The organism is Pseudomonas sp. R3-57 (genome assembly GCF_051132065.1).
GTDB lineage: Bacteria > Pseudomonadota > Gammaproteobacteria > Pseudomonadales > Pseudomonadaceae > Aquipseudomonas.
Genome location: NZ_CP071655.1, coordinates 1,268,055 through 1,291,131, shown reverse-complemented (window position 1 = coordinate 1,291,131; position 23,077 = coordinate 1,268,055). Strand labels below are relative to the sequence as shown.

Sequence of the window (23,077 nt, the reverse complement as noted above, 5' to 3'; positions counted from 1 at the left end):
ATTCTCAAAGCCGCGATCGGCGCCGCCGTGGTGCTGATCCTCGCGGCGCTGTCGAAAACCAGAAATTATTACATCGCAGGTCTGGTGCCGCTGTTTCCGACCTTCGCGCTGATTGCGCACTACATCGTTGGCAAAGGGCGCTCGGTTGAGGATCTGAAAACCACCATCGTGTTCGGGATGTGGTCGATCATTCCGTACTTTGTTTATCTTGCGACCTTGTATGTGATGGTGGACCGGATGCGGCTGGAGGCTTCGCTGGCGGTGGCGGCGGTGGCGTGGTTGATGGCGGCGACGGTGCTGGTGAGCGTTTGGGTGCGGCTGCACAGCTAAGATCAAAAGCCCCTCTCCCCAACCCTCTCCAAAAGGGAGAGGGGGCCGACCGCAGGGTTCTTGCGGGTTTCGTCGAGCTGAAAAGCCGAGTCGACTATGGTTGCACCAACTTGATAACACTCACCGAAACCATAATCGACTCAATCGCTCAGGTCGGCGGATAGCGCAAGATACCTCGGTCAGTCCCCTCTCCCTCCGGGAGAGGGCCAGGGTGAGGGGCTCTTGATCTTCGCCGCTCTAAAGCACATCCCCACCCGCCACCGGCTCAACCCGCGCCCAATGCGACGTATCCTCACGATGCGCCTGCAAATACGGCAACACCGCCGCCAGCAGCGGTTCCTTGAACGCCTCCTGAAACCGATGCGCCAATCCCGGAATCAACTTCAACTGACTGCCCTGAATGTGCGCCGCCAGATGCACGCCATGCATCACCGGCAGCAGCGGATCCGCCGTGCCGTGTACCACCAGCGTCGGCACGCGCAACTGGTTGAGCAGGGCCACCCGGCTCGGTTCGGCAAGAATGGCCATGATCTGCCGCTTCACACCTTCGGGGTTGAACGCTCGGTCATAGGACGCCGCGGCCTGTTGCAGCAGCGCCTGGCGATCATCGGTAACGTTGGGGCTGCCCAGCGCCGCGAGCAGATCGGCTTGCTGTTCCAGCGCCATCTGACGATTCGGTGCGCCGCGGCGCGACAGTAACTGCACCAGCGCCGCACTCGGGGCCGGCAAGCCTTCGGCGCCGGAAGTGCTCATGATCAGCGTCAGGCTCTCGACGCGCTGCGGCGCCATCGCTGCCACATGCTGAGCGATCATCCCGCCCATGCTCGCGCCGAGTACGTGAAATTGCTCCACATGCAAGGCGTCCATCAGACCCAGCGCATCACCCGCCATGTCGGTCAGGCTGTACGGCGCCGCCACCGGCAGACCGAGCTTGTAGCGCAGCACTTCAAAGGTCAGGTTGGCCTCAACCGGCGCCTGACGCCAGGTCGACAGGCCGACATCGCGATTGTCATAGCGAATCACCCGAAAGCCCTGCTGACACAGCGCAACCACCACTTCATCCGGCCAGTGAATCAACTGTCCACCGAGGCCCATCACTAGCAGCAGCGCCGGGTCCGAGGCGCGGCCAATGCTTTGATAGGCGATGCTCACCTGCGCCAGATCGGCCCGCTCGGTCGGCACATTGACGTCGCAACGCGCCGCCGCCCCTGCCGTCGAACCGAACAAAAGCGCGGCCAATACGGCCGCGATAGAAAGAAAATGCTTACCCATGAAAAACACCGAAACGCAGAACCCCAGTAAGCCGCGAGTCTGATGATGTTTGTTCAAGCGCGCTGCCACAGTTCGATGACAGTTTGATGAAGAGTGCCGAGTGGTCATTGCGCCACTGCAAACAATATCCATGTACCGCCATGGTCCGAAGCGAACTGTTTTGAATGAACCGCACAGGAGCGGATACCCCGCTCCCCCTTGCGAGTCATCCACCATGCTCGAATCCCTTACCCTCGATTTGCCGCCCGCACCCCCGGAGTCGTTCGCGGCGACCCTGGCACTGCCTGAAACCATCGACGAAAGTTTGCTGCTACAGGCCAATCAGCGCTGGCGCGACAGCAGCAATGGCTTGCGCGAATTGTTTGCGAGCAGTCCCGCACTGCGCGATACGATCAACGCGTCGCTGCGGCGACAACTGCAACTGGACGGCGAAAAAACCGGATTCAACTTCATAGCCAGCCAAACGCAGCCAGAGCATTTCGTCAGCCTTACCGATGCCTGCGCTTTTGTCGTACAACATCCAACGCTGGAACCCTCGCTCGACCAGCGCTGCCACGTCGTCGGCCTGACGCCCGGTCATCCTCTGTACGCGCTGAGGCCGTCGCAACTGCTGGAAAAGCTCAAGCCGCTCGACCCGCAGAGCGCCCACGCCACACGTTGGGCCGAATTCTGGGAAGCACGGGCACCTGGCACACCGGTTTCGCGGCGCACACGCGCCACCGCCTTGTACCGAGCGCATTTCGAAGCAAGCGCTGACGCCGCCTACGCCAATAAAATCATCAACGCCGAACAGCTCGAGCTACTGCAGCACATCGTTGACTCAGGTTCCACCCCAGTGACTTTCAAAGGTCAGTCGGTGCATCTGGAAAAACCGGCTCTGGTGTTGAGCAACCACAGCAAAGTCAAACTCCCGGGGGCTTGGGTCATCAGCGCGGGTGCCCCGGCAACATCGCGAACGCTGCTCTACCTGCCCTGCCGCCCTCTGTGTATCCAGGCGTTCGACACTCGAGCGGAGATGCAAACGTGGCTGGCCGGCCAGGTGCAGATTCCCACCGGTCTGCCACGTCAGATCCTGCGCTTCGATTACAGCGCAGCGACAGATCCGATGATCACCGGCGCCAGCGATCTGTTCGCCGACCGCCATCACGCGCAAATCAATGCCTTGCGCCATACCAACCGGGGCAACCCCGGCTTGCGCGAACACGGTGCGCAGGCGCTGCTGCATGTCGAGCTGATTGACCATCAACGCAGCACTGCGATCATCGTCGCCGCGCCGGCCCAGGCGCGCACCGCACCGGAGATCACGGCGAGTGACGACCAGCCGTTATTCGGCAGCCTGTCCGCAGGCATTCCGCTCACCCTCAGGCATGCCGCGCTCAAGCGCGAGCGCGAGGCCCTCGAACGTCTGTTGGCCAACGACCGCGACGGCGTGCGTCTTCAACAATGCCGGGACGCACTGAAAGCGCTGGAAACCGCCGAGCAGACTTGCGAAAGCGCCTGCACCTCGTTGCTCGACAACGACCCGATCTCCGACACGACGTTCGCTGCGATTTATCAGGCTCACAAAAATGGCTTGTATGCCGAGGCGAAGCTGCAAGCGCTGCTGGGGCAAATCGACAGCGCTGAACATGACCTGCTCAAAGCCGTGCTGGACAACCCTGTGGCGGGGACACGCGATGCAGATCTGGTCGCGGCCAGCCTGACCCTGTCGCTGAGCGAACCCCGCGATGCAGCCACCACGGTACAGCGCGAAACGCTCAAGGGCGCATTGGTATTTACCCGGCAAGCCGCACTGACGGACAGCGCGTCCGACACGAGTCTGCTGCTGTACTGCCCCGGCAACGGCGGTGGCCTGCAGCGCTTCAGCGATCGCCGGGCATTGGCGCTTGCACTGTTCAAAATTGACGATCAGGACAGCGAATCCGCTTTGCAACTCAACGCTATGACTTCGGACCCGCTGCGTCATTGTCTCAACGCGCTCATCGCCGATTGCCAAATGCAGGCCGCCAGGTTGCGCGACCAATCCGGGCACGCCGATGCACTGGAAATTCTCCGCCAGGATTGCACAGCCGCCATGCAGGTACCGGTCAGCGCGGCCAGAGGTCTGATGTTCGCGCATGTGCAGGAGCAGGAACGCAGCGGCGTGCTGGCCACTCATCTGCCGGGCTGGCTGGTGCACCTGCAGAAAAGCGAGCGGATCGCGCTCAAACAACTCATCCAGGCGTACATCGAGGCGATGCGTAAAAGTCATGCCCTGATGACCCTGGCACTGGAACCGCGCGACGACTTCACTCGCAAACATCTGCACGCGCGCCTGCGCAAGGATTTTGCCACCGAGGGCTATTTTTCCGTGCAGGTCGAATTGCCCGATTCGACCAGAACCGAAACGGTGGTGGAGTCCAGCCCCGCCGGCCCGCGCCGTAAAACCGTGATCGTGCCTGGCGCCACGCACAGCAGGATGTCACTGGAAGACCTTGCCCAACTGAATATCGACAACGTTCAATCAGTGCTCAATGACGCCCTGTCGCAGCGCCTGGTTTTCATGCGCCTGGACGTCAATGCCGCGCGCCGACAAGATCGCAATCGTCTGCTCTACGGCATCAACCTGAGCTATCTGCGTAAAGTCCTGCCGCAGCTGGACCTGCCCAAGGCCTATGAGCGCAGGATCCATGAAGCCTTCCATGGCGCGCCCGACGAGCCGCTGTACGTCCGCGAGCATCGACGCGAAAGCCTGATCGAACCCTGGCGCCTGCTGTTGAAAATCCAGCGTGCCAATGCGCAGGCACAGAAACACCTCAACCGAGATGAAGCTGAAGTGGTGGACATCGCGATCGACGCCAACACCGCAGACGCCTGGCTCGCCAAGGGCAAGCGCATCGTGCTGTTGCCGGTTTCGCTTAAAACCGGCGGCAAAGACACCCCGCGTGAAGGCCCGGTGACCTTGTCCGGCGTGACCTTCATCGAAGAGCAGATCAGCGGCACCACTGTGCTGTACCTGCCGGACAGTCCGGATGAGCAATTCTTTCGCTGTTACGACAGCCTCGAAGCGGCGCGCAAAGGGCTGTTCAGACTGTGCGCAACTGACCGTTGGAGTGCATATCTGGCGGGCAAGGCGTTGCACGGCGATGTTCGCGCGCACATCAGCCGTATCGGCCAGGCGGTGGAAAAAAACTTCGAAGCCATTATCGACATTGGCCCGCGCTGGCCCGCGAGCACTTCGCTGGCCGCGCACCTGCTCGACGCGCACAAGGGGCGTTTGCTCGAAGCTCATCGCGGCAGCTCGCGCTCCAACGATGAACTGTTCTTCGAGCGCTACGCACTGAAGGGGCCACGCGCGTTCAACTACATAAAAATGGCGCTGGGCATGGTGCCTTTCGTTGGCTCCGTCCTGGCGCTGTACGACGCCTGGACTGCCGCCAATCAGGCCGTAGCAGCATTTTTGCGCGGCGACGTGGCGGATGGCCTGGCGGAAATCGAGACAATGTTTCTTTCGTTGATCGACGCGCTCATGGATCTGCTGCCGGGCGAAGCGGTGGCCTCGGCCCTCTCGCGCACCACCCGCGCTCTGACACGTACACGCCAGTTGCATACGCTGCTGGGCAACGTCGCGGCTTTGCATGGCAAAACGCAGCGGCAGGCCCGGCATGTGCTCGCCCGTTTCCGCGATTACGACTACGAACAACCGCTATCGCTGGCCGGAGTCAAGCCAGGCAGCCACGGACTGTACCGGGGTATTTATCGACATGTCGACGGCGACTTCATCGAGCGTCAGGGGCGTATCTACCAAGTGGAACTGGGCACGGGCTCACGCCACTGGCGCCTGTTCGGTAATTCGCGCAAGTCCTACAAACAACCGATCACGCTGGATGAAAGCGGCCAATGGGACACTTGGTACGGTGTCTACGGCACCGCCAGCGCGGATGGCTTGCGCGGGGGCGGCAACGTTGCCGGGCATCTGGCCGATGCGCTGGACCCCTACTGGCCGCCGGTGATCCGCCAGCGCTTGCCACGCTGGTGGGCAGAGCGCACGTTTCGACGGCATCAGCAGCTGGAATTCGAGACTGAACGCCTGGCCAATGTCATCGACAGCAAGGTCGAGGCGCACAAGACCGCGATACTGGCGTTCCAGGACGCCAGCCCGAGCAACCAGCGCGCGCTGCTGCCGGCAGCCGAAACGGCGTGCCTTGAAGATATCCGCCTGTCTGTTCAGCGTTACGAGGCCCTGGCTGAGTTGAAACCGCTCACCAGCGGCAATAAGCAAGCCTCCGTCAACCGAGTGCAAAGCTCTATTGCTCAACGACTGACTTCGCGCTACGCCATGCGCTCGGGTCAAGTGTCCGCAGCGTCTGTTATGGTATTGGACGACATCATGCGGCTGAGCAGGACAGTGAACGCTTTGCCTCCAGGCGCACGGACGCGGCGAATGGCAATGTTTGCTCAGATTCGCGAGTTGCAGCTGGACTACGTGAAAAAATTTGAGGTACTGGAGGACCTCAGGACCAAAGTCAATCATTGGAATGAACGCATCACCTTGAAATCCGACAAGGCCACTCAGTTCAGCATTGTCGAGCTCATCAACAGCCAACACAGCGACGCCCATCTGCTCTATCACAAAACCTACATTCGCCTGGATCTGGTCAAGAATTACAGCTATGACAATGACGTTTCCTGGATGTACTTCCGCGAGCGCACAGACGAACTCTGGAAGCAGACCAGACAGGCCGCGACCACCCAGTACGACCTGCCGAACATTCTGACCACTGCGCAGAATCGCAGCCGCATGCTTGAGGAGTGTCTGGATGTCTACACCCGCTTCCGGCGGCAGATGACCATCTGGAGCACGGCCTATCCCGAGCATTTTCATCAGGACACCCTCAAACCACTGCTTGACGGCCTGGAGCAGATGGCCGGTCGTGCCCGCCGAGGCGTCATTGATCCACCGGCGCCGAAAACACCCGGCCAGCCTGCCCAGCGGGTTTTCACCACCGAGGACGGCAACTTGCTGTACGGCACGGAACGCTTCGACACGAAGTCGCAGCGGCGGATTTATGAACGCAAACTCAGAGACGGTGAAGTGCAGATCTGGGAGCAAGGCGCCGACGGTCGCTCGCGTCAGATCGGCCCTCAGGCTCGATCACCCGAGGCACCACCCGTCACCCTCGCGGCTCTGGTCAGCGATGCCCGGCAGCGTCTGGACAGAATTCCTGCTTACCGGGCCAGCGTGAACAGCAATGCCGACCGGGGCATGCTGCCGGTCGATCTGCAACACATGATGGACTCCCAGGCCAGTGAGCTGAACACCCGCGCCGACCGCATCGCCGGCAGATCTGCACAGCATCCGCTGATCCAGCAATTGCGTGATGAAGCCGCCGAGCTTGGTGTTGCCGGGCGCACCCTGCGCACCGAACGCTCATTGACCAGCCTGAAGCCTACCGATGGCATGCTCGATGACCTGATCGGTCAAGGCGCCGTGGACATACGCCGAACGCAGCCGATCAAATTGCTCGGCAGGCATGGCGGCCATCCGGACTACCTGCAGGAATACGAGATCTGGAACATTTCGCGCGAACCCGAACAGTTGCTGTGGTACGCGCACTTTCACTACCGCAACGCGACACCGGTATTCGACCGCTTCGAAACCGCGCATTTGAAATTGCCCCAGCACCGTTTTTTGACCCACGCCGATGATGCGACGCTGCCCTATGCGAAAATCGGCAAACAATCGGTTGTGCTTAGGCATTTCGAGCGGGTTTGAAGCCAACGCCCGATCTTGCTTACAGTCAGTAATGACCATGAGCAAGATCGACTGGCGCTGACTTCGAAGTGCTCCGTTGTCGACAACCGGATTATCATGAGACAAACTCAACAACTATCTAGTTATCACAAGTTTTTCTCATGGAGCCACACGGGTGCTTGAAATCCGCCACTTGAAGACTCTTCACGCCCTGCGCGATGCCGACAGCCTCGTCGATGCTGCCGACCGCCTGCACCTGACGCAGTCGGCGTTATCGCATCAGTTCAAGGAACTCGAAGAGCGCCTGGGCATGGCGCTCTTCGTGCGCAAGACCAAACCGGTGCGTTTCACCAGCGCCGGTTTGCGCCTGCTGCAACTGGCCGATGCGACCCTGCCACTGCTGCGCGCCGCCGAGCGCGACATCGGCCGTCTGGCCGGTGGCACTGCCGGGCGCCTGCACATGGCGATCGAATGCCACAGTTGCTTTCAATGGCTGATGCCAACCATCGACCAGTTCCGTGACGCCTGGCCTGAGGTTGAACTCGACCTCGCTTCAGGCTTCTCCTTCGCGCCGCTGCCGGCACTGGCCCGTGGCGATCTGGATCTGGTGGTAACGTCCGATCCGCTGGACATCGCCGGCATCACGTATGTGCCGCTGTTCACCTACGAGGCCATGCTCGCGGTGGCCAATCAGCATGCGCTGGCGAGCAAGCCGTACATCGTCCCGGAAGACTTGCTCAGCGAAACCTTGATCACCTATCCGGTGGAGCGTGACCGCCTCGATATCTTCACGCGTTTTCTCGAACCGGCCGATATCGAACCGGCGCAGGTGCGCACCTCGGAGCTGACAGTGATGATGATGCAACTGGTCGCCAGCGGCCGCGGTGTCTGCGGCATGCCGCACTGGGCGCTGCATGAATACAGTTCGCGCGGGTATGTGAAGGGCAAGCGGCTCGGCGAGAAAGGTTTGTTTGCGACGTTGTATGCAGCGATTCGCACCGACATGCTCGATGCGCCGTACATGCGCGATTTCCTGCTGACGGCGAAAGACACCTCGTTCTCGACGCTGGATGGCGTCAGTGCCGTGCGCTAAACCGCCTGAGCAGTAGGCCCCTCCTACATGGGGGCCCGTATTCGATCGTTCCCACGCTCCGCGTGGGAATGCAGCCCGGGACGCTCCGCGTCCCTTCTGAAGCCGAACGCAGAGCGTCCGTAGAGACATTCCCACGCAGAGCATGGGAACGATCATCTGCGCGGCTCAGATTTCACGCCACATATGAATCTTGTCGAAATACTCTTCGCCCACCCGTACGGCCAGCGGTTCTAGGCCGAACTGGATAAAGCCGCAGCGCTGGTAGAGGTTGAAGGCCGCATCGTTGCCGGCGGTCACCGTGAGTTGCAGGAGCTTCAGCGCGGGGTGTTCTTGCGCCTCGCCAACCGCCGCTTGCACCAATGCGAAACCCAGGCCGTGCAGACGAAAGTCGGCCGACACGTACATGCCGAACAGTGTCGCTTTGTGCCGGGCTTTTTCCCGCGGTTCGAAGGCGAGGCCGACGATCCCGGCCAGCGCTCCGCCTTCGAACGCGCCCAATACCACGTCGAACTTGCTGGTCAGGCGCCCTTCCCACCAGCTCAACGGCATCACCGCGCGCTCGCGCACGCTTGAGGTAAACGCCTGCGGATGGCGGTCGTAGGCTTCAAGCATCAGTTCGCGATAAGCCAGCGCATGACTGGCGTCCAGCCGTTCGACCCACATGTTCAGGCCGTCTTGCGCTGTTCGAGCATCAGGCGCACGGCCAGACCGCCGAGCACAAACCCCATCACATAACGTTGCAGCGACAGCCACGTCGGATTGCGCACAAACCACGCAGCAATGCCCGCGGCAAACAACGCGATCAGCAGATTGACGCTGAAACTGACGCTGATCTGGGTAAGGCCCAGAACGATGCTTTGCGAGAATACGGAGCCATGTTCAGGGCTGATGAACTGCGGAAACACCGACAGATAGAACACCGCAATCTTCGGGTTCAGTGCACTGGTGAGAAAGCCCATGGTGATCAGTTTGCGCGATGAATCCGCTGGCAGTTGCTGCGCCTCGAACGGCGAACGAGCCCCCGGTTTTACCGCTTGCCAGGCCAGCCACAGCAGGTACAGCGCACCCGCCCACTTCAACACTTCATAGGCCATTGGCACGGCCAGAAACACCGCAGTCAAACCCGCCGCCGCCGCGAACATATGCACGAAAAATCCACCGACCACGCCCAGCAACGACGTCACACCGGCCCGGCGACCCTGACAGATCGAACGCGAGATCAGATAAATCATGTTCGGCCCCGGTGTCAGCACCATCAGCAACGCAGCGGCGGCAAAAATCAGCAGGTCTTCAAGCGGGATCATGGCAAAGTCCCTTGCGTGAATGATCAGGCGAGTGCGCTCAGTGAACGGCGATAAAACGGCAGGATGTGTTCGCGTGTCAATGGCGCCAGTTCAACGGCGGGATCTGTGGCCGGATCGACCCAGATGACTTCCTCGATTTCCGCCGCCGGGCAGACGTCAACTGCGATGGTCAGCTGGAAAATCTGTGCATACACGACAAACCCCGGCTCGTTGGCTGCTGGTGCGGAAAACTCGCCAAGGAATTGCGCTTGCGCAGGATCGATGTGCAGCCCGAGTTCTTCTTCCAGCTCGCGCGCGAGGGCATGCACCGGTTCTTCGCCGGCTTCAATCTTGCCCCCCGGTTGCATGAACGCCGTGGTACCGCGCTTGCGCACCAGCAAGGTCTGCCCTTGCGGGTTGAGCAGCAGCGCAGCAGCGATATGGAGGGTGCGGGGCGAAGCGTCAGAAGTCAGCGGCATGAGGCGGAAAATCCCTGGGGCAAAAAACCAAGGATCCCATGCCCGACCGTCCGTCGTCATGCACCTCAGCCCTGTGCCTCAAGCGCCGCCTCTGGCTCCTCGGGTTCTTTGACGAAGACCCGGTACTTGCCACCCTCCATGGCTTCGAAGGCAATCAGCTTCTCGATCAACGGGCCGCTGAGCACCTTGCCAGTGTTGAGCAGGAGCATGCCGTTATCGGCATTGAGGTTACGCGCCAGAATCATGCCGGCGGCCAGCTCGCGGGTGTTGAGTACCTTGACTTGCGGGTCGATCAGGGCGACATCGTTGAGCAATGTCATACAGACCTCGATGAACGCCTCAACCAGCTCCGGATCGTACAGGCGGCCACTGTACTGACGCAGGTACAGCAGCGCTTCGTCGTTGTTCATCTGCCGTTCGAGAATCAAGCCGCGTTGCAGTTCGACGAAGTCCACCGCCAGTTTCAGCAACCGCGAGCCGAACGGAATCGCCTCACCCTTGAGCCGGTCGGGAAAACCACTGCCGTCCCAGTGTTCCTGATGATGCAGGATCAGCCGGGCGGCATCTTTCATCGGATCGAGGGTCATCAGCAGCGATTCGCTCTGCTTCGGATAGCCGCGATAGCGTTCGCGCTCTGCCGAATGCAGCAGGTCCGACGGCGTGACCATCATCGAATCCGGCCAGCTCAGTTTGCCGATGTTGTACAACGCTGCGGCCATGGTCAGGTCGCGACTCGACGCTTCGTCGAGGCCATGGACCTTGCTGTAGCCGCGCACCAGCTCGATGATCTGCCGGTTGGTCTGTTTGGCGGGCGGCAAACGCAGGTTTGCCAGCAGTGAAAACACCTCGGTGCCGGTGACATAGCTGCGTTTGAGTTCTTCGTACGCCAGATCGAGCATGTCGGCGGTCTGCTGCAACTCGGCGGTGCGCGACGCGACGTGTTTTTCCAGCGAAGTATTGAGCTGTTTGAGCTGAGCATTCTGCGCCCGGGCCAGACGCTCCAGGCGCTGCCGCTCACGCTCCGAATGTTGATGCTCCAGCGCCTGGCGCAGGATCAGCAGCAACTCTTCATCGTTCCACGGCTTGCTGATGTAACGGTGGATCTGCCCGTCATTGATCGCCTTGATAATGGCGCTCGGGTCGGCATAACCGGTCAGCATGATGCGCAGAGCCCCCGGATGACGTTCGCGCACCTGCGCCAGCAACGTCGCGCCGTCCATGCCGGGCATGCGCGCATCGCTCATCACCATATCCACCGGTTGCTGCGCCAGCAGGTCCAGCGCCTGGGCACCGCTGGTGGCCAGCAGAACATCATAGGGCTGACCGCGTAACAAGCGGCGCAGACTGTTGAGAATGGATTCTTCGTCGTCGACCAGCAGCACCTTCGGTCGCTGACTCGGCGTGGGCGTGGTTGGCTCTTCCATGGCTGGGCCTCAAGCAAAACAGTGGACATGAACGATGCGCAGCACACCCCCCGGTGTCGCGGCGCCTGCTTCAAGGCTAGATGATTTTTTACACTTTCACGCAAAACTTCTGCCGGCGCTCGCAGGCAAAATGGCGAGGCGCCAACTACGCTCAATCGAGTAAACGACTGCGGTCGTCGAACAGGTCCAGGACGAGGGCAAGGATGTTCCCGATGACAACAGCGTGTGTATCGCGAGCAACCCCAACGCTCAGGGCCCGGGCTCATCTGTCCGATGTCGGGGGGCACAGGAGATGAAGACACCCTTCGCACAAACCAATCGACGCATCCTGATCATCGATGACACACCGGCGATTCACGATGACTTTCGCAAGATCCTCGCGCCACGCGCTCAGGACGAAGTCGAGTTGCAGCAGCTGGAGCAAACGCTGTTTGGCGATGCGCAAGCGCCGCATCTGACTTTCGAGCTCGATTCGGCCTATCAGGGCCAAGACGCCCTCACCCTGGTCGAGCGCGCGCTGCACGCAGGCAACCCGTATGCGCTGGCCTTCATCGACATGCGCATGCCGCCTGGCTGGGATGGCCTGGAAACCATCGAACAATTGTGGCGGGTCGATCCGAACCTGCAAATCGCCTTGTGCACGGCCTTCAGCGATTACAGCTGGGAAGCGATGGCCGAGCGGCTGGAATTCGGCGATCAATTGCTGATCCTGAAAAAGCCCTTCGACAGCCTGGAAATCCGCCAGATGGCCAATGCCCTGACCTGGAAGTGGCAGCTCGCTCAGGATGCGGCGCTGAAGATGCTCAGCCTGGAGCGCACGATCGAGGCCCGGGTTCACGAACTGCTCAAGGTTTCGCATCTGTTGCAATACGATTCGCTCACCGGGCTGCCCAACAGCACCCTGCTCGGCGATCGTTTGACCCAGGCACTGGCGAACTGCCGTCGGCATGACCAACAACTGGTGGTGATGTTTCTCGGTCTGGACCGCGTCAAGCGCATCAACAATGCGCTGGGACACCCGGCCGGCGACGAAATGCTCAAGCGCACCGGCCAGCAGCTGTGCGCGTGCGTACGCGACTCGGACTCGGTGTTTCGCTACGGCGCCGATGAGTTCGTGGTGCTCCTCGGCGACATCCATCATCCCCAGCAAATCCACGGCATCGCCGAGAAACTGCTCGCGGCCATTCGCCAACCGCAGACCATTGCCGGCCACGAGATCAGCGTGACCGCCAGCCTGGGCATGAGCCTTTATCCTGAGGACGGGCTGGAGGCCATCGAACTGATCAAGAAAGCCGAAACCGCGATGCACAACGTCAAGGAGCACGGCCCCGGTTCCAGCGCCTTCTTCATCGAAGCCATGAACCAGCGTGCCCGTGAACAGCACAGCATCGAATCCGGTCTGCGCCGCGCCCTGCAGCAGCACGAATTCGTCCTCCACTACCAACCGAAAATCGATCTGCGCAGTACTGCCGTGGTCGGCGCCGAAGCGCTGGTGCGCTGGCAAAAACCCGGGCAGACGCTGATCTATCCGGGCGACTTCATTGCCGTGGCCGAAGACAGCGGACTGATCGTGCCACTGAGTCAGTGGGTGCTCGCCGAAGCCTGCCGTCAGGCGCGCGAATGGCAACGGGCCGGGCTGCCACCGATCAGCCTGTCGGTGAATATCTCGCCGATTGATTTTCGTCAGCCTGGATTCGTCGACAGCATCGAGCGAGTACTGGAGCAGTCCGGGCTGGCCGCGCAAATTCTCGAACTGGAAATAACCGAAGGCGTATTGATGCAGAACGTCGAGGCGACGATGACCTCGCTCAATCGTTTGAAAGCGCTGGGCGTGCGGCTGGCCATCGATGATTTCGGCACCGGCTATTCGAGTCTGAGTTACCTGCGTCGGTTTCCCATCGATGTGCTGAAGATCGATCAGTCATTCATTCGCGGCTTGAGCTGCGACAGCAACGATGCCGCCCTTGTCGATGCGATCATCAGCCTGGGCAGGAGTCTGGGTCTCAAGGTCATTGCCGAAGGCATCGAGACGGCCGAGCAACTGGCCTTTCTCAAGGATCACCAATGCGAAGAAGGCCAGGGTTATTATTTCAGCCAGGCACTGCCGGCGGCGGCATTCGCCCACTGGCTCGCTCAGGGAAAAAGCGCCCCATGCAGTCACTGAGCCGCCTGTCGAAAGGCCTGTGGCGGTGCGTTTGGGCACTGCTGCTGTGCCTGTGCGCTGGCAGCGCTACGGCCGAACCGTTGAACGAGCCGCTCAAACCCTTGCCCACCGCGACCCGCCAGAGCCCGGAGCGCGTGGCCCTCGGCCGGCAGCTGTTCCATGATCCCCGGCTATCGGTCAATAACACCCTGTCCTGCGCCAGTTGCCACCAACTGGAAAAGAGCGGCGCCGATGACCGCGCGCGCTCCCTGGGTTTCGACGGCTTGCCGGTGGCGGTCAATACACCCACGGTGTTCAACGCCAGCCTCAACTTTCGGCAGTTCTGGGACGGTCGCGTCGAGACGCTCGAAGAGCAGACTGACGTGGTCATCACCAGCCCGCATGAAATGGGCAGCGACTGGGCCAGCGTTGTAAAACGCATCGGCGCGGACGCCGATTATCGTCACAAGTTTGCCGCGATCTACCCGGACGGCGTCACCAAGACCAATATCCAGCGGTCACTTGCAGCCTTCGAACGCACCTTGTTGACCCCCGGTTCGCGCTTCGATCAATACCTGCTGGGCGACACCGCTGCCATCAGCTACGAGGAAAAACAAGGTTATCAGCGCTTCAAGGAATACGGCTGCATTGCCTGTCATCAGGGGGCCAACATCGGCGGCAACATGTTCCAGAAATTCGGTGTGTTCGGCGATTACCTTGCCGATCGCGGCCGGGTAACCGAGGCCGATCAGGGGCGCTTCAACGTCACCGGCGACGAGGCTGATCGTTCGGTGTTCAAGGTGCCCAGCCTGCGCAACGTCGCACTCACTGCGCCGTACTTCCACGACGGCTCCGCGCCGACCCTCGAGCGGGCGGTGGACGTCATGTTTCAGTACCAATTGGGTCGCATGCCGAGCGCCGAAGATAAAAGCCTGATCGTGCTGTTTCTCAAAACCCTGAGCGGCCAATGGGAGGCCAAGCCATGATGGACGTTTCGCGGCGCCGCAGCCTGCTGATGCTGACGCTGATCGCCTCGGTGCTGGCCTCGGTATTGCTGTTTCTGTACATCAAGTCCAGTTCCGACCAGACCGTGATGTATACCGAATCGCGGGATCTGATCCGGCAGATCAAACAACAGGATTCGCTGTGGGAAAACGAAATCCTCAAGGCCAGGGTGGCGATTTCTCACAACTACGACCCACTGGTCTCACCGCTCAATGCCATTAACCGGCTCTGGGAACGCTTCGACGCTATCGAGTCCGGTTTCGGACGCAACCATGGAGCGCAATGGGATCAGGCGCACAGTGATTTTCTGCAGGCCATCAAAGAGAAAACCCGCCTGGTCGAGCAGTTCAAATCGCACAACGCCCTGTTACGCAACTCCCTGGCGTTCCTGCCCACCGCCGAGGACGATATCCAGCAGCAACTGGCCAACCTGCCCGACTTCGACAAACTGCAGTTGCAGAACATCACCACCGACACCTACGACCTGCTGCTCAGTGCACTGGAATACGCCCAGGTCACCAGTGCCGAGCGCGCCGCAGAAATCGATCTGGGGCTGAACAAACTGGCGGTGAACGCGCAACGGTTGCCGCAGGAATTCCAGGCACCTATCAGGATACTCAGTAATCACATCGCGCTGATCGGGCGAGAACAGCCGGTGGTCAATCAGTTGCTCGAAAGCATCGAAGCCATCCCCGTGGCCGAACGCCTGGACACTATCACCACCCTGCTCGATCGCGACCAGCAGCGAGCCGAGAAAATCGATCGGCAATACCATTTCTACATGCTGCTGTTTTCCGTGCTGCTGGTGTTGTCGCTGGTGGTCCTGGCCATTCGCCTGATCGGCAGTTTTTCCGAAATCAACCGGGTCAATGCGGCGCTGCAAACCGCCAACGATGTGCTGGAGCAACGGGTCGAGGAACGCACCCGTGAACTGAAGAATGCGCAAAGCGAACTGCTCGACGCCGCACGTCAGGCCGGCATGGCGGAAATCGCCACCAACGTTTTGCACAACGTGGGTAACGTGCTCAACAGCGTCAACATTTCTGCCGACCTGATCGCGCGCAAGTTACGCAACAGCAAGACTCAGGGCCTGGGCAAAGCCATGCAACTGATCAACGAACACCCCGACGATCTCGGCGTATTCCTGCAAGAAGATGCCAAAGGCAAATTGCTCCCCGGCTACCTCAACCAACTGGTCGGCGCCATTGCCCAGGAACAGCAGGAAATGACCGAAGAGTTGACGCAAATGAGCAAAAGCGTTGATCACATCAAAGACATCGTCGCCACCCAGCAATCCTACGCCGGCGCCAGCAGCATGACCGAGCCGCTGTTTATCGATGAGCTGCTCGAAGACGCCTTGCGCATGAACGCTGGCGCCCTGACCCGCCATCACGTCACGGTGGTCAGGGATTACGGCGACGTGCCGCAAGTGATGGGCGACAAACACCGGCTGCTGCTGATCCTGGTCAACCTCATCAGTAACGCCAAGTACGCAATGTCGGACCTGAGCAATCGTCCGCGCACCATGACTCTGGCAGTGAAGACCGTCGATGACAGCTTTTTGCAGATCAGTGTCAAGGACGATGGCGAGGGCATCGCCGCGGAAAACATGACGCGGATCTTTGCCCACGGCTTTACCACCCGCAAGGAAGGCCACGGCTTCGGCCTGCACAGCTGCGCTCTGGCCGCGATCGAGATGAATGGCCATCTCAGCGCGCATAGCGACGGGCCGGGCAAAGGCGCGCTGTTCACCTTGCAGATACCGCTGATTACCGTAACGGAGCACGCATGAGCGAACTGTCGAACCGCCGCATTCTGTTGATCGACGACATGCCGTCGATTCATGAAGACTTTCGCAAGATTCTCACCCCCGCGACGGCGCAGTCAGCGGAGCTGGACGAGATGGAAGCCGCCCTGTTCGGCGCCCAGGCTCGTCCCCAGCGGCCGTTGCTGGAGCTGGATTCGGCCTACGGTGGCGAGGAAGGGCTGGGCAAGCTGATCAAGGCGCTGCAAGAGCAGCGCCCGTACGCATTGGCCTTTGTCGACATGCGCATGCCTGACGGCTGGGACGGGGCGAAAACCATCGAACACCTCTGGCAGCACGATCCGCAGTTGCAGGTTGTGGTCTGTACCGCCTATTCGGATTACTCCTGGGACGAATTGCTTGACCGTCTGCAGGCGCACGACCGATTGCTGATTCTGAAAAAGCCGTTCGACAATATCGAAGTGCAGCAGATGGCCAATACCCTGCTGACCAAATGGCAGATGACTGAAAAGGCTTCATTGCAAATGCACCATCTGGAGCATCTGGTCGACCAGCGTACCGTGCAGTTCAAACAGGCCAGCGAAGCCCTGCAACGGGAAATGGATGAGCGCAAACAACTCGAAGGCCAACTGGTGCAGTCGGAAAAACTCGCCTCGCTGGGGCAACTGGCGGCGGGTGTCGCCCACGAAATCAACAACCCGATCGGTTTCATTTCCTCCAATCTTGGCTCCCTCGACGGCTACTTCAAACAGTTGCTCTCCCTGCTTGAGGCCTACCAGAGCTGTGCGCCACACCTCGACAGCGAATCCGCCGCCAGACTGCAACGCCTGCGTGAAGAGGCTGAGCTGGATTTTCTCCTTGAGGACATCCCGCTGCTGATTCGCGAGTCCAAGGAAGGCATCGGCCGGGTGGGCCAGATCGTCAAAGACCTGAAAGACTTTTCCCGCGTCGACAACAATCAGCAGTGGCAGTGGGCCAATTTGCAGCAAGGCATCGAGTCGACCCTGAACATCGTCGCCAGTGAACTGAAGTACAAGGCCGACGTGATCAAGGATTACCAGCCGCTACCGGACATCGAATGCCTGCCGTCGCAGATCAATCAGGTGATCATGAACCTGGTGGTCAACGCGGCTCAGGCCATGGGGCCGGAGCGCGGCACCATCACCTTGCGCACCGGCCTGCAGCAAGACATGGCCTGGGTCGAGGTCGCCGACACCGGGTCGGGCATCTCGCCGGACACGCTGCAGAAAATCTTCGATCCGTTCTTCACCACCAAACCGGTCGGTCAGGGCACCGGGCTTGGCTTGTCGCTGTCTTACGGCATCGTCAAAAAACATGGCGGCGACATACAGGTGCGCAGCGAACTGGGCGTGGGCACGACATTCCGTGTCGAGCTGCCCATGCGCCAGAACCGCCCGGCCGCTTGAGGCAGAGTCAGTTCGCTTCCTGAAAATCCAGCTCCGGCGGCTGGCGTCGGAAACCGCCGGTAAGCACGGCCAGGTACACCACGCCAATCGCCAGCCAGCTCAGGCCCAGGTACACCGCGAGATGATCGAGGCTGACCATCAGCCAGACATCGGCAACCAGTCCGATAAACGGGAAGAACAGGAAAAACACGAATTCACGCAGCCCCTTTTTCTCGCCGCCGATCCAGTAATGAAAAATCACCGACAGGTTGACCAGACTGAACGCCAAAAACGCGCCGAAGTTGATGAACGAGGTCGAGGTGGTGACGTCGAGCTTCAGCGCCAGCAACGCCACCGCGGCGCACAGCAGAATGCTGTTGACCGGTGTACCGAAGCGCACGTGCAGCGTGCCGAAGAAGGATTTCGGCAGCACCCCGTCGCGGCCCATGGCAAACAGCAGGCGCGAGCCGCTGGCTTGCGCCGCCAGCCCCGACGCGAACTGGCCGACGATCAGACCGATGAGGAAGATCGACACGAACAGGTCGCCACCGATGTTGCGCGCAATCTCATAGGCCGCCGAGTCGACGCTGTCGAACTGGAATGACGGATGTGCCATTTGCACGAAGTACGAGACGCCGACAAAGATCAGCCCGCCAATCAAGGTAATCAACATAATTGCCCGCGGAATGGTGCGGCGCGGGTCGCGGGTTTCTTCGGTCAGGGTGCTGACCGCATCGAAACCGAGAAACGAATAACAGGCGATCGCTGCACCGCTCATGATCAACGGCATCTGCAGGTCGCCATTGAAGAACGGCTCGATCGACCACAACGGCGTGCTGGCATCGCCGCCAATGTAGTGCACGCACAGCGCGACGAACGCGATCAACACCAGAAACTGCACCAGCATCAGCAAAGCGTTGATGCTGTTGGCCAGTTTCAGGCCGATGATGTTGATCGCACTGGTGATGCCGATAAAGGCCAGCACCCACAGCCATTGCGGGATCGATGGGAACGCCGAGGCCAGATACGCCGCGCCGATCAACCAGATCGCCATCGGCAGAAACAGGTAATCGAGCAACACCGCCCAACCGGCAATGAAACCGAGCTTGGGGCTGATCGCCTTGCGCACATAGCTGTAGGCGGAACCGGCGACCGGGAACGCGGCGGCCATGCGGCCGTAACTCATCGCGGTGAAAAACATTGCCACCAGCGCGGCCAGATAGGCCGCAGGGACCAGTCCTGCGGTGGTCTGGGCGAGGATGCCGAAGGTGCCGAGGACGATGATCGGTGTCATATAGGCGATGCCGAACAGCACCACCGACCCCAGTGAAAGGGTGCGTTGCAAACGAGCCATGGGCGACTTACTCCGAATTATTGGTTTTATGGCAGAGCCGGGTGCGGCAAAGTTTTTTCGGGGGTGTTTTTTTGTTGTGGTGTTACGTGGGTTTTGTGTTGCTGATCGTTCCCACGCTCTGCGTGGGAATGCCTCAATGGACGCTCCGCGTCCGCTCCTGGGACGCCGAGCGTCCCGGGCTGCATGCCCACGCAGAGCGTGGGGACGATCGGGAGTAACAGGTCAAGGGATCAGCAGTTCGCGCATGCCAGAAGCCTGCTCCAGCACCTCCCCCGGCAACTTCAAACGCTGATCATCCAGATAGCGGTAATCCCTGCGCGCAATCTGCAACTGCGCAAAATCCAGCTCCACACTGAACTGCCCTTGCTCACGCCCAGCCTCGAACAACAGTGTCCCCAGCGGATCGACCAGCGCGCTGCCGCCGGCAAACACCAGACCGTCATCCCCGGCCTCGACGCGATTGACCATCAGCGCAAACGCCTGATTCTCCTGAGCGCGGGCCATGATCGCGGTGCGGTGAGTCGGGCCGTACGGGTCCATGTTGCCGTTGGTCACGATCAACAGGTCGGCGCCCAGTTGCGCCAGGGCTCGGGCAGACTCCGGGAATTCGATGTCGTAGCAGATCAACAGACCGACGCGCACGCCGTTCCACACGCAGGTCGCGTAACGGTCGCCGGGTTCGAACACGCCGCGATCCGACGCCCACAGATGGGTTTTGCGGTATTTCAGGGCGATGCCTTCAGGGGTGAGCAGCAGCGTGGTGTTGTAGAAGCGACCGTTGTCGTTTTCGGCCATGCCGATTACCACGGCGATATTGCGTTCGCGCGCCGCCGCCAGCACGGCGCTGATGCTCGGGCCGTCGACGGGTTCGGCGATCTGCGCCACGGTCTCGCGGTTCGGGAAGCCCATCAGATGGGTCTCTGGAAACACCAGCAATTGCGTGTCGGCGGCACAGGCGGCGATGGCTGCCAAGGCACGTTGCAGGTTGTACGCCGTGTCGTTGTCACGGCCCGCCAGTTGGGCGAGTTCGACTTTCATGAATGTTCCTTGTTATCGCACCGGGTGCGGAAAGATTGCCCGGCCTCTGTCTGTGGGCCAGTATGCGCAGCAAGCAACCGGCCAGGGAATTACGCGGCCGGGGTAACCCGATAGGGGTAGATCGATGACACTTTCGCTGGATGACATCACTTGGCACCGCGCTGTCGGGCAACTGATCGATGCGCTCGACAAGCCGAATTTCTGGGCGCAACTGCTGCGTTTGCTTGAACAGTACGTACCGTTCGATAGCTGGGTGGTGCTGCTGTTCAGTGCCGATCAACACCCGCAAGTCTTTGCTGAGAGCCCCGGCGAAGACGGCAGCCCCGACCCGTTGTTTCAGGATTATCTGCGCGGCCTGTACCTGCTCGATCCGTTCTACATCGCCTGCCGCGAGCAATCGCGCACTGGCCTTTATCGCCTCTCGGAAGTAGCGCCGGAGCATTTCGAACTGACCGAGTACTACCAGCGATACTTTCGTCTGAATGTGGTCGCCGATGAAATCCAGTTCAATTGCCAGCTTGAAGGCGAGCGCACGCTGTGCCTGTCGCTGGGCAGTGAAAAACCTTTCACTGGGCAACAGATCGCCTTGCTGTCTTTGATTCAGCCATGGGTGTTGGGTCTGTTGCGCCAGCGCCTGCCGTACGAGATCAACGAAACCGTCGCCCTCGCTGCCGCGCCAGCGCCAGCCGACTGGCGGGTGCAACTGGACGCCTCGGTGCAACAACTCAAAGGCGCGCAACTGACGGCGCGTGAACTGGATGTCGGGCGCTTGATGCTCAGCGGTTGCTCCAGTAAAGAAATCGCCCGCAAGCTGGAAATCTCCGTGGAAACCGTGAAAGTCCATAAGAAACACATGTACAGCAAGCTCGGGATCAAATCCCAGTCCGAGCTGTTTTCGATTTTTCTGCAAGCACAGAACGCCTGAAACGGCGCGATTTACGCTTTTTTGTGGGAGCGAGCCTGCTCGCGAAGAGGCCATCACATTCAACATTCATGTTGGCCGATCCACCGTCTTCGCGAGCAGGCTCGCTCCCACAAGAGATTGCAGCGCTGATTATTTTGAGTCCGAACCCAAGGAAACCGTATGAGCCTGTCACTGCTGAGCCGCTACGCCTTCTTTGCCGTCTGCGTGGTGTTCACCCTCGCCAGCCTGCCCTTTCTGCAGCATGACTGGCTGTGGCCGATCACCGCCGTCACCGGCGTTTTGAGTCTGATCGGTCTGTTCGATCTGCTGCAGAGCCCTCACGCGGTGCGGCGCAATTATCCGATTCTGGGCAACATCCGTTATCTGGTCGAAGGCATCCGCCCGGAGATTCGCCAGTACCTGCTGGAATCCGACAGCGATGCCCTGCCCTTTTCCCGCGCCCAGCGTTCGCTGGTGTATTCGCGGGCGAAAAACGAAACTGCCGACAAACCGTTCGGCACGCTGATCGACGTCTACCAATCGGGTTTCGAGTTCATTGGCCATTCGATGCGTCCGGCGCCACTGAGCGACCCGAGCGGTTTCCGCGTCATCGTCGGCGGCCCGCAATGCAGCCAGCCGTATTCGGCCTCGGTGTTCAATATCTCGGCAATGAGTTTCGGCTCACTCAGCGCCAACGCCATTCGCGCGCTGAACCAGGGCGCGAAACTCGGCAACTTCGCCCATGACACCGGTGAAGGCAGCATCAGCCCATATCACCGCGAACACGGCGGCGATCTGACCTGGGAATTGGGCAGCGGCTACTTCGGCTGCCGCACCAGCGACGGCCGTTTCGACCCGGAGCGCTTTGCCGTGCAGGCGCAGAACCCGCAAGTGCGGATGATCGAAATCAAGATGAGCCAGGGCGCCAAACCCGGCCACGGCGGCATCCTGCCCAAGCACAAGGTCACTCGGGAAATCGCTGAGACCCGCGGCATCCTGATGGGCGAAGACTGTGTCTCGCCGTCTCGCCACAGCGCGTTTTCCACGCCGCTGGAAATGATGCATTTCATCCAGCAACTGCGTGAACTGTCCGGCGGCAAACCGGTGGGCTTCAAGTTCTGCCTCGGCCACCCGTGGGAATTCATGGGCATTGCCAAAGCCATGCTGGAAACCGGGATTCTTCCGGATTTTATCGTCGTTGACGGCAAGGAAGGCGGCACCGGCGCCGCGCCCGTGGAATTCACCGACCACATCGGCGTGCCGATGCGCGAAGGCCTGCTGTTCGTCCACAACACCCTGGTCGGCCTGAACCTGCGCGACAAGATCAAACTCGGCGCCAGCGGCAAGATTGTCAGCGCCTTCGACATTGCCAGCGTGCTGGCCATCGGCGCCGACTGGGCCAACTCCGCGCGCGGCTTCATGTTCGCCATCGGCTGCATCCAGTCGCAAAGCTGCCACACCAACAAATGCCCGACCGGCGTTGCCACGCAGGACGCGCTGCGCCAACGCGCACTGGTGGTGCCGGACAAGGCCCAGCGCGTATTCAACTTCCACCGCAACACGCTCAAGGCGCTGGCAGAAATGCTCGCCGCCGCAGGGCTTGAACACCCGTCGCAACTGTCGGCCAAGCACTTGGTGCGACGCATGTCGGCGACCGAGATCAAGCTGTTCTCGCAGTTGCATGTGTTTTTGAAACCGGGGGAATTGCTCACCGGCGAAGTGAACGGCGAGTTTTATTCGCGGATGTGGCAGATGGCACGGGCGGACAGTTTTGAGCCGCAGGAAGTGGTGGCTGCCTGAAACACAGCGGGCGTACAGAAATGTACGCCCGCTTTGCGACTGACTAT

The 23,077-nt window shown here is 60.5% G+C and carries 16 protein-coding genes; 9 read left to right on the top strand and 7 right to left on the bottom strand.

Annotated features, from left to right (window positions below):
* Entirely contained in the window at nucleotides 1–330 is a 330-nt protein-coding gene (locus J3P93_RS05950) for a GlpM family protein (RefSeq protein ID WP_197677986.1), read from the top strand.
* Between the two features lie 237 nt (nucleotides 331–567).
* Here the strand turns inward: J3P93_RS05950 and J3P93_RS05945 are convergent, their stop codons facing one another.
* Nucleotides 568–1,602, bottom strand: a complete 1,035-nt coding sequence (locus tag J3P93_RS05945) for an alpha/beta fold hydrolase (RefSeq protein WP_434598296.1) — start codon at nucleotides 1,600–1,602, stop codon at nucleotides 568–570.
* Between the two features lie 214 nt (nucleotides 1,603–1,816).
* Here J3P93_RS05945 and J3P93_RS05940 point away from each other — a divergent pair, with 214 nt between their 5' ends.
* Nucleotides 1,817–7,357, top strand: a complete 5,541-nt coding sequence (locus tag J3P93_RS05940) for a dermonecrotic toxin domain-containing protein (RefSeq protein WP_434595810.1) — start codon at nucleotides 1,817–1,819, stop codon at nucleotides 7,355–7,357.
* Nucleotides 7,358–7,511: 154 nt separating this feature from the next.
* Complete coding sequence (gene metR, locus J3P93_RS05935) at nucleotides 7,512–8,429, top strand: transcriptional regulator MetR (protein ID WP_090285902.1); 918 nt, start codon at nucleotides 7,512–7,514, stop codon at nucleotides 8,427–8,429.
* A gap of 165 nt (nucleotides 8,430–8,594) precedes the next feature.
* On the opposite strand, the gene J3P93_RS05930 is transcribed toward metR, so the two are convergent.
* From J3P93_RS05930 to J3P93_RS05915, 4 genes are all read right to left on the bottom strand, one after another.
* On the bottom strand, nucleotides 8,595–9,092 hold the full coding sequence (locus tag J3P93_RS05930; RefSeq protein WP_434595807.1) for a GNAT family N-acetyltransferase: 498 nt from the start codon (nucleotides 9,090–9,092) through the stop codon (nucleotides 8,595–8,597).
* Nucleotides 9,093–9,094: 2 nt separating this feature from the next.
* The gene (locus tag J3P93_RS05925) at nucleotides 9,095–9,733 is read right to left on the bottom strand and encodes a LysE family translocator (RefSeq protein ID WP_434595805.1); all 639 of its coding nucleotides are present in this window, start codon (nucleotides 9,731–9,733) and stop codon (nucleotides 9,095–9,097) included.
* 23 nt (nucleotides 9,734–9,756) lie between these two features.
* Complete coding sequence (locus J3P93_RS05920) at nucleotides 9,757–10,191, bottom strand: NUDIX hydrolase (RefSeq protein ID WP_434595803.1); 435 nt, start codon at nucleotides 10,189–10,191, stop codon at nucleotides 9,757–9,759.
* A gap of 65 nt (nucleotides 10,192–10,256) precedes the next feature.
* The gene (locus tag J3P93_RS05915) at nucleotides 10,257–11,615 is read right to left on the bottom strand and encodes an HD domain-containing phosphohydrolase (protein ID WP_434595801.1); all 1,359 of its coding nucleotides are present in this window, start codon (nucleotides 11,613–11,615) and stop codon (nucleotides 10,257–10,259) included.
* A 292-nt stretch (nucleotides 11,616–11,907) separates the two neighbouring features.
* Here J3P93_RS05915 and J3P93_RS05910 point away from each other — a divergent pair, with 292 nt between their 5' ends.
* From J3P93_RS05910 to J3P93_RS05895, 4 genes are read left to right on the top strand one after another with little or no spacing between them, the layout of a single operon-like run.
* Nucleotides 11,908–13,779 (top strand): putative bifunctional diguanylate cyclase/phosphodiesterase, encoded by a 1,872-nt coding sequence (locus J3P93_RS05910; RefSeq protein ID WP_434595799.1) that lies wholly within the window; start codon nucleotides 11,908–11,910, stop codon nucleotides 13,777–13,779.
* Nucleotides 13,767–14,744, top strand: coding sequence for a cytochrome-c peroxidase (locus tag J3P93_RS05905; RefSeq protein ID WP_434595797.1), 978 nt, complete (start codon nucleotides 13,767–13,769; stop codon nucleotides 14,742–14,744). Before J3P93_RS05910 ends, J3P93_RS05905 begins: the two co-directional genes overlap by 13 nt.
* On the top strand, nucleotides 14,741–16,555 hold the full coding sequence (locus tag J3P93_RS05900; RefSeq protein WP_434595795.1) for a DAHL domain-containing protein: 1,815 nt from the start codon (nucleotides 14,741–14,743) through the stop codon (nucleotides 16,553–16,555). The genes J3P93_RS05905 and J3P93_RS05900 overlap by 4 nt, the downstream gene beginning before the upstream one ends.
* Entirely contained in the window at nucleotides 16,552–17,955 is a 1,404-nt protein-coding gene (locus tag J3P93_RS05895) for an ATP-binding protein (RefSeq protein ID WP_434595793.1), read from the top strand. Before J3P93_RS05900 ends, J3P93_RS05895 begins: the two co-directional genes overlap by 4 nt.
* 7 nt (nucleotides 17,956–17,962) lie before the next feature.
* On the opposite strand, the gene J3P93_RS05890 is transcribed toward J3P93_RS05895, so the two are convergent.
* Both J3P93_RS05890 and J3P93_RS05885 read right to left on the bottom strand, forming a co-directional pair.
* The gene (locus J3P93_RS05890; RefSeq protein ID WP_434595791.1) at nucleotides 17,963–19,288 is read right to left on the bottom strand and encodes an APC family permease; all 1,326 of its coding nucleotides are present in this window, start codon (nucleotides 19,286–19,288) and stop codon (nucleotides 17,963–17,965) included.
* A gap of 222 nt (nucleotides 19,289–19,510) precedes the next feature.
* Nucleotides 19,511–20,326, bottom strand: a complete 816-nt coding sequence (locus tag J3P93_RS05885; RefSeq protein WP_434595789.1) for a carbon-nitrogen hydrolase family protein — start codon at nucleotides 20,324–20,326, stop codon at nucleotides 19,511–19,513.
* 124 nt (nucleotides 20,327–20,450) lie between these two features.
* Between J3P93_RS05885 and J3P93_RS05880 the strand changes: the two genes are divergently transcribed.
* Together J3P93_RS05880 and J3P93_RS05875 are read left to right on the top strand one after the other, a co-directional pair.
* Nucleotides 20,451–21,251, top strand: coding sequence for a response regulator transcription factor (locus J3P93_RS05880; RefSeq protein ID WP_434595787.1), 801 nt, complete (start codon nucleotides 20,451–20,453; stop codon nucleotides 21,249–21,251).
* A 159-nt stretch (nucleotides 21,252–21,410) separates the two neighbouring features.
* On the top strand, nucleotides 21,411–23,030 hold the full coding sequence (locus J3P93_RS05875) for an FMN-binding glutamate synthase family protein (RefSeq protein ID WP_434595785.1): 1,620 nt from the start codon (nucleotides 21,411–21,413) through the stop codon (nucleotides 23,028–23,030).
* The last annotated feature ends 47 nt before the right edge of the window (nucleotides 23,031–23,077 follow it).

What these genes read in the sequence shown, in the direction of transcription:
- J3P93_RS05925 (WP_434595805.1), bottom strand. Translation starts at nt 9,733, where the DNA reads ATGATCCCGCTTGAAGACCTGCTGATTTTTGCCGCCGCTGCGTTGCTG.
- J3P93_RS05905 (WP_434595797.1), top strand. Translation starts at nt 13,767, where the DNA reads ATGCAGTCACTGAGCCGCCTGTCGAAAGGCCTGTGGCGGTGCGTTTGG.
- J3P93_RS05945 (WP_434598296.1), bottom strand. Translation starts at nt 1,602, where the DNA reads ATGGGTAAGCATTTTCTTTCTATCGCGGCCGTATTGGCCGCGCTTTTG.
- J3P93_RS05895 (WP_434595793.1), top strand. Translation starts at nt 16,552, where the DNA reads ATGAGCGAACTGTCGAACCGCCGCATTCTGTTGATCGACGACATGCCG.
- J3P93_RS05940 (WP_434595810.1), top strand. Translation starts at nt 1,817, where the DNA reads ATGCTCGAATCCCTTACCCTCGATTTGCCGCCCGCACCCCCGGAGTCG.
- J3P93_RS05885 (WP_434595789.1), bottom strand. Translation starts at nt 20,326, where the DNA reads ATGAAAGTCGAACTCGCCCAACTGGCGGGCCGTGACAACGACACGGCG.
- J3P93_RS05920 (WP_434595803.1), bottom strand. Translation starts at nt 10,191, where the DNA reads ATGCCGCTGACTTCTGACGCTTCGCCCCGCACCCTCCATATCGCTGCT.
- J3P93_RS05930 (WP_434595807.1), bottom strand. Translation starts at nt 9,092, where the DNA reads ATGTGGGTCGAACGGCTGGACGCCAGTCATGCGCTGGCTTATCGCGAA.
- J3P93_RS05880 (WP_434595787.1), top strand. Translation starts at nt 20,451, where the DNA reads ATGACACTTTCGCTGGATGACATCACTTGGCACCGCGCTGTCGGGCAA.
- J3P93_RS05875 (WP_434595785.1), top strand. Translation starts at nt 21,411, where the DNA reads ATGAGCCTGTCACTGCTGAGCCGCTACGCCTTCTTTGCCGTCTGCGTG.
- J3P93_RS05910 (WP_434595799.1), top strand. Translation starts at nt 11,908, where the DNA reads ATGAAGACACCCTTCGCACAAACCAATCGACGCATCCTGATCATCGAT.
- J3P93_RS05915 (WP_434595801.1), bottom strand. Translation starts at nt 11,615, where the DNA reads ATGGAAGAGCCAACCACGCCCACGCCGAGTCAGCGACCGAAGGTGCTG.
- J3P93_RS05890 (WP_434595791.1), bottom strand. Translation starts at nt 19,288, where the DNA reads ATGGCTCGTTTGCAACGCACCCTTTCACTGGGGTCGGTGGTGCTGTTC.
- J3P93_RS05900 (WP_434595795.1), top strand. Translation starts at nt 14,741, where the DNA reads ATGATGGACGTTTCGCGGCGCCGCAGCCTGCTGATGCTGACGCTGATC.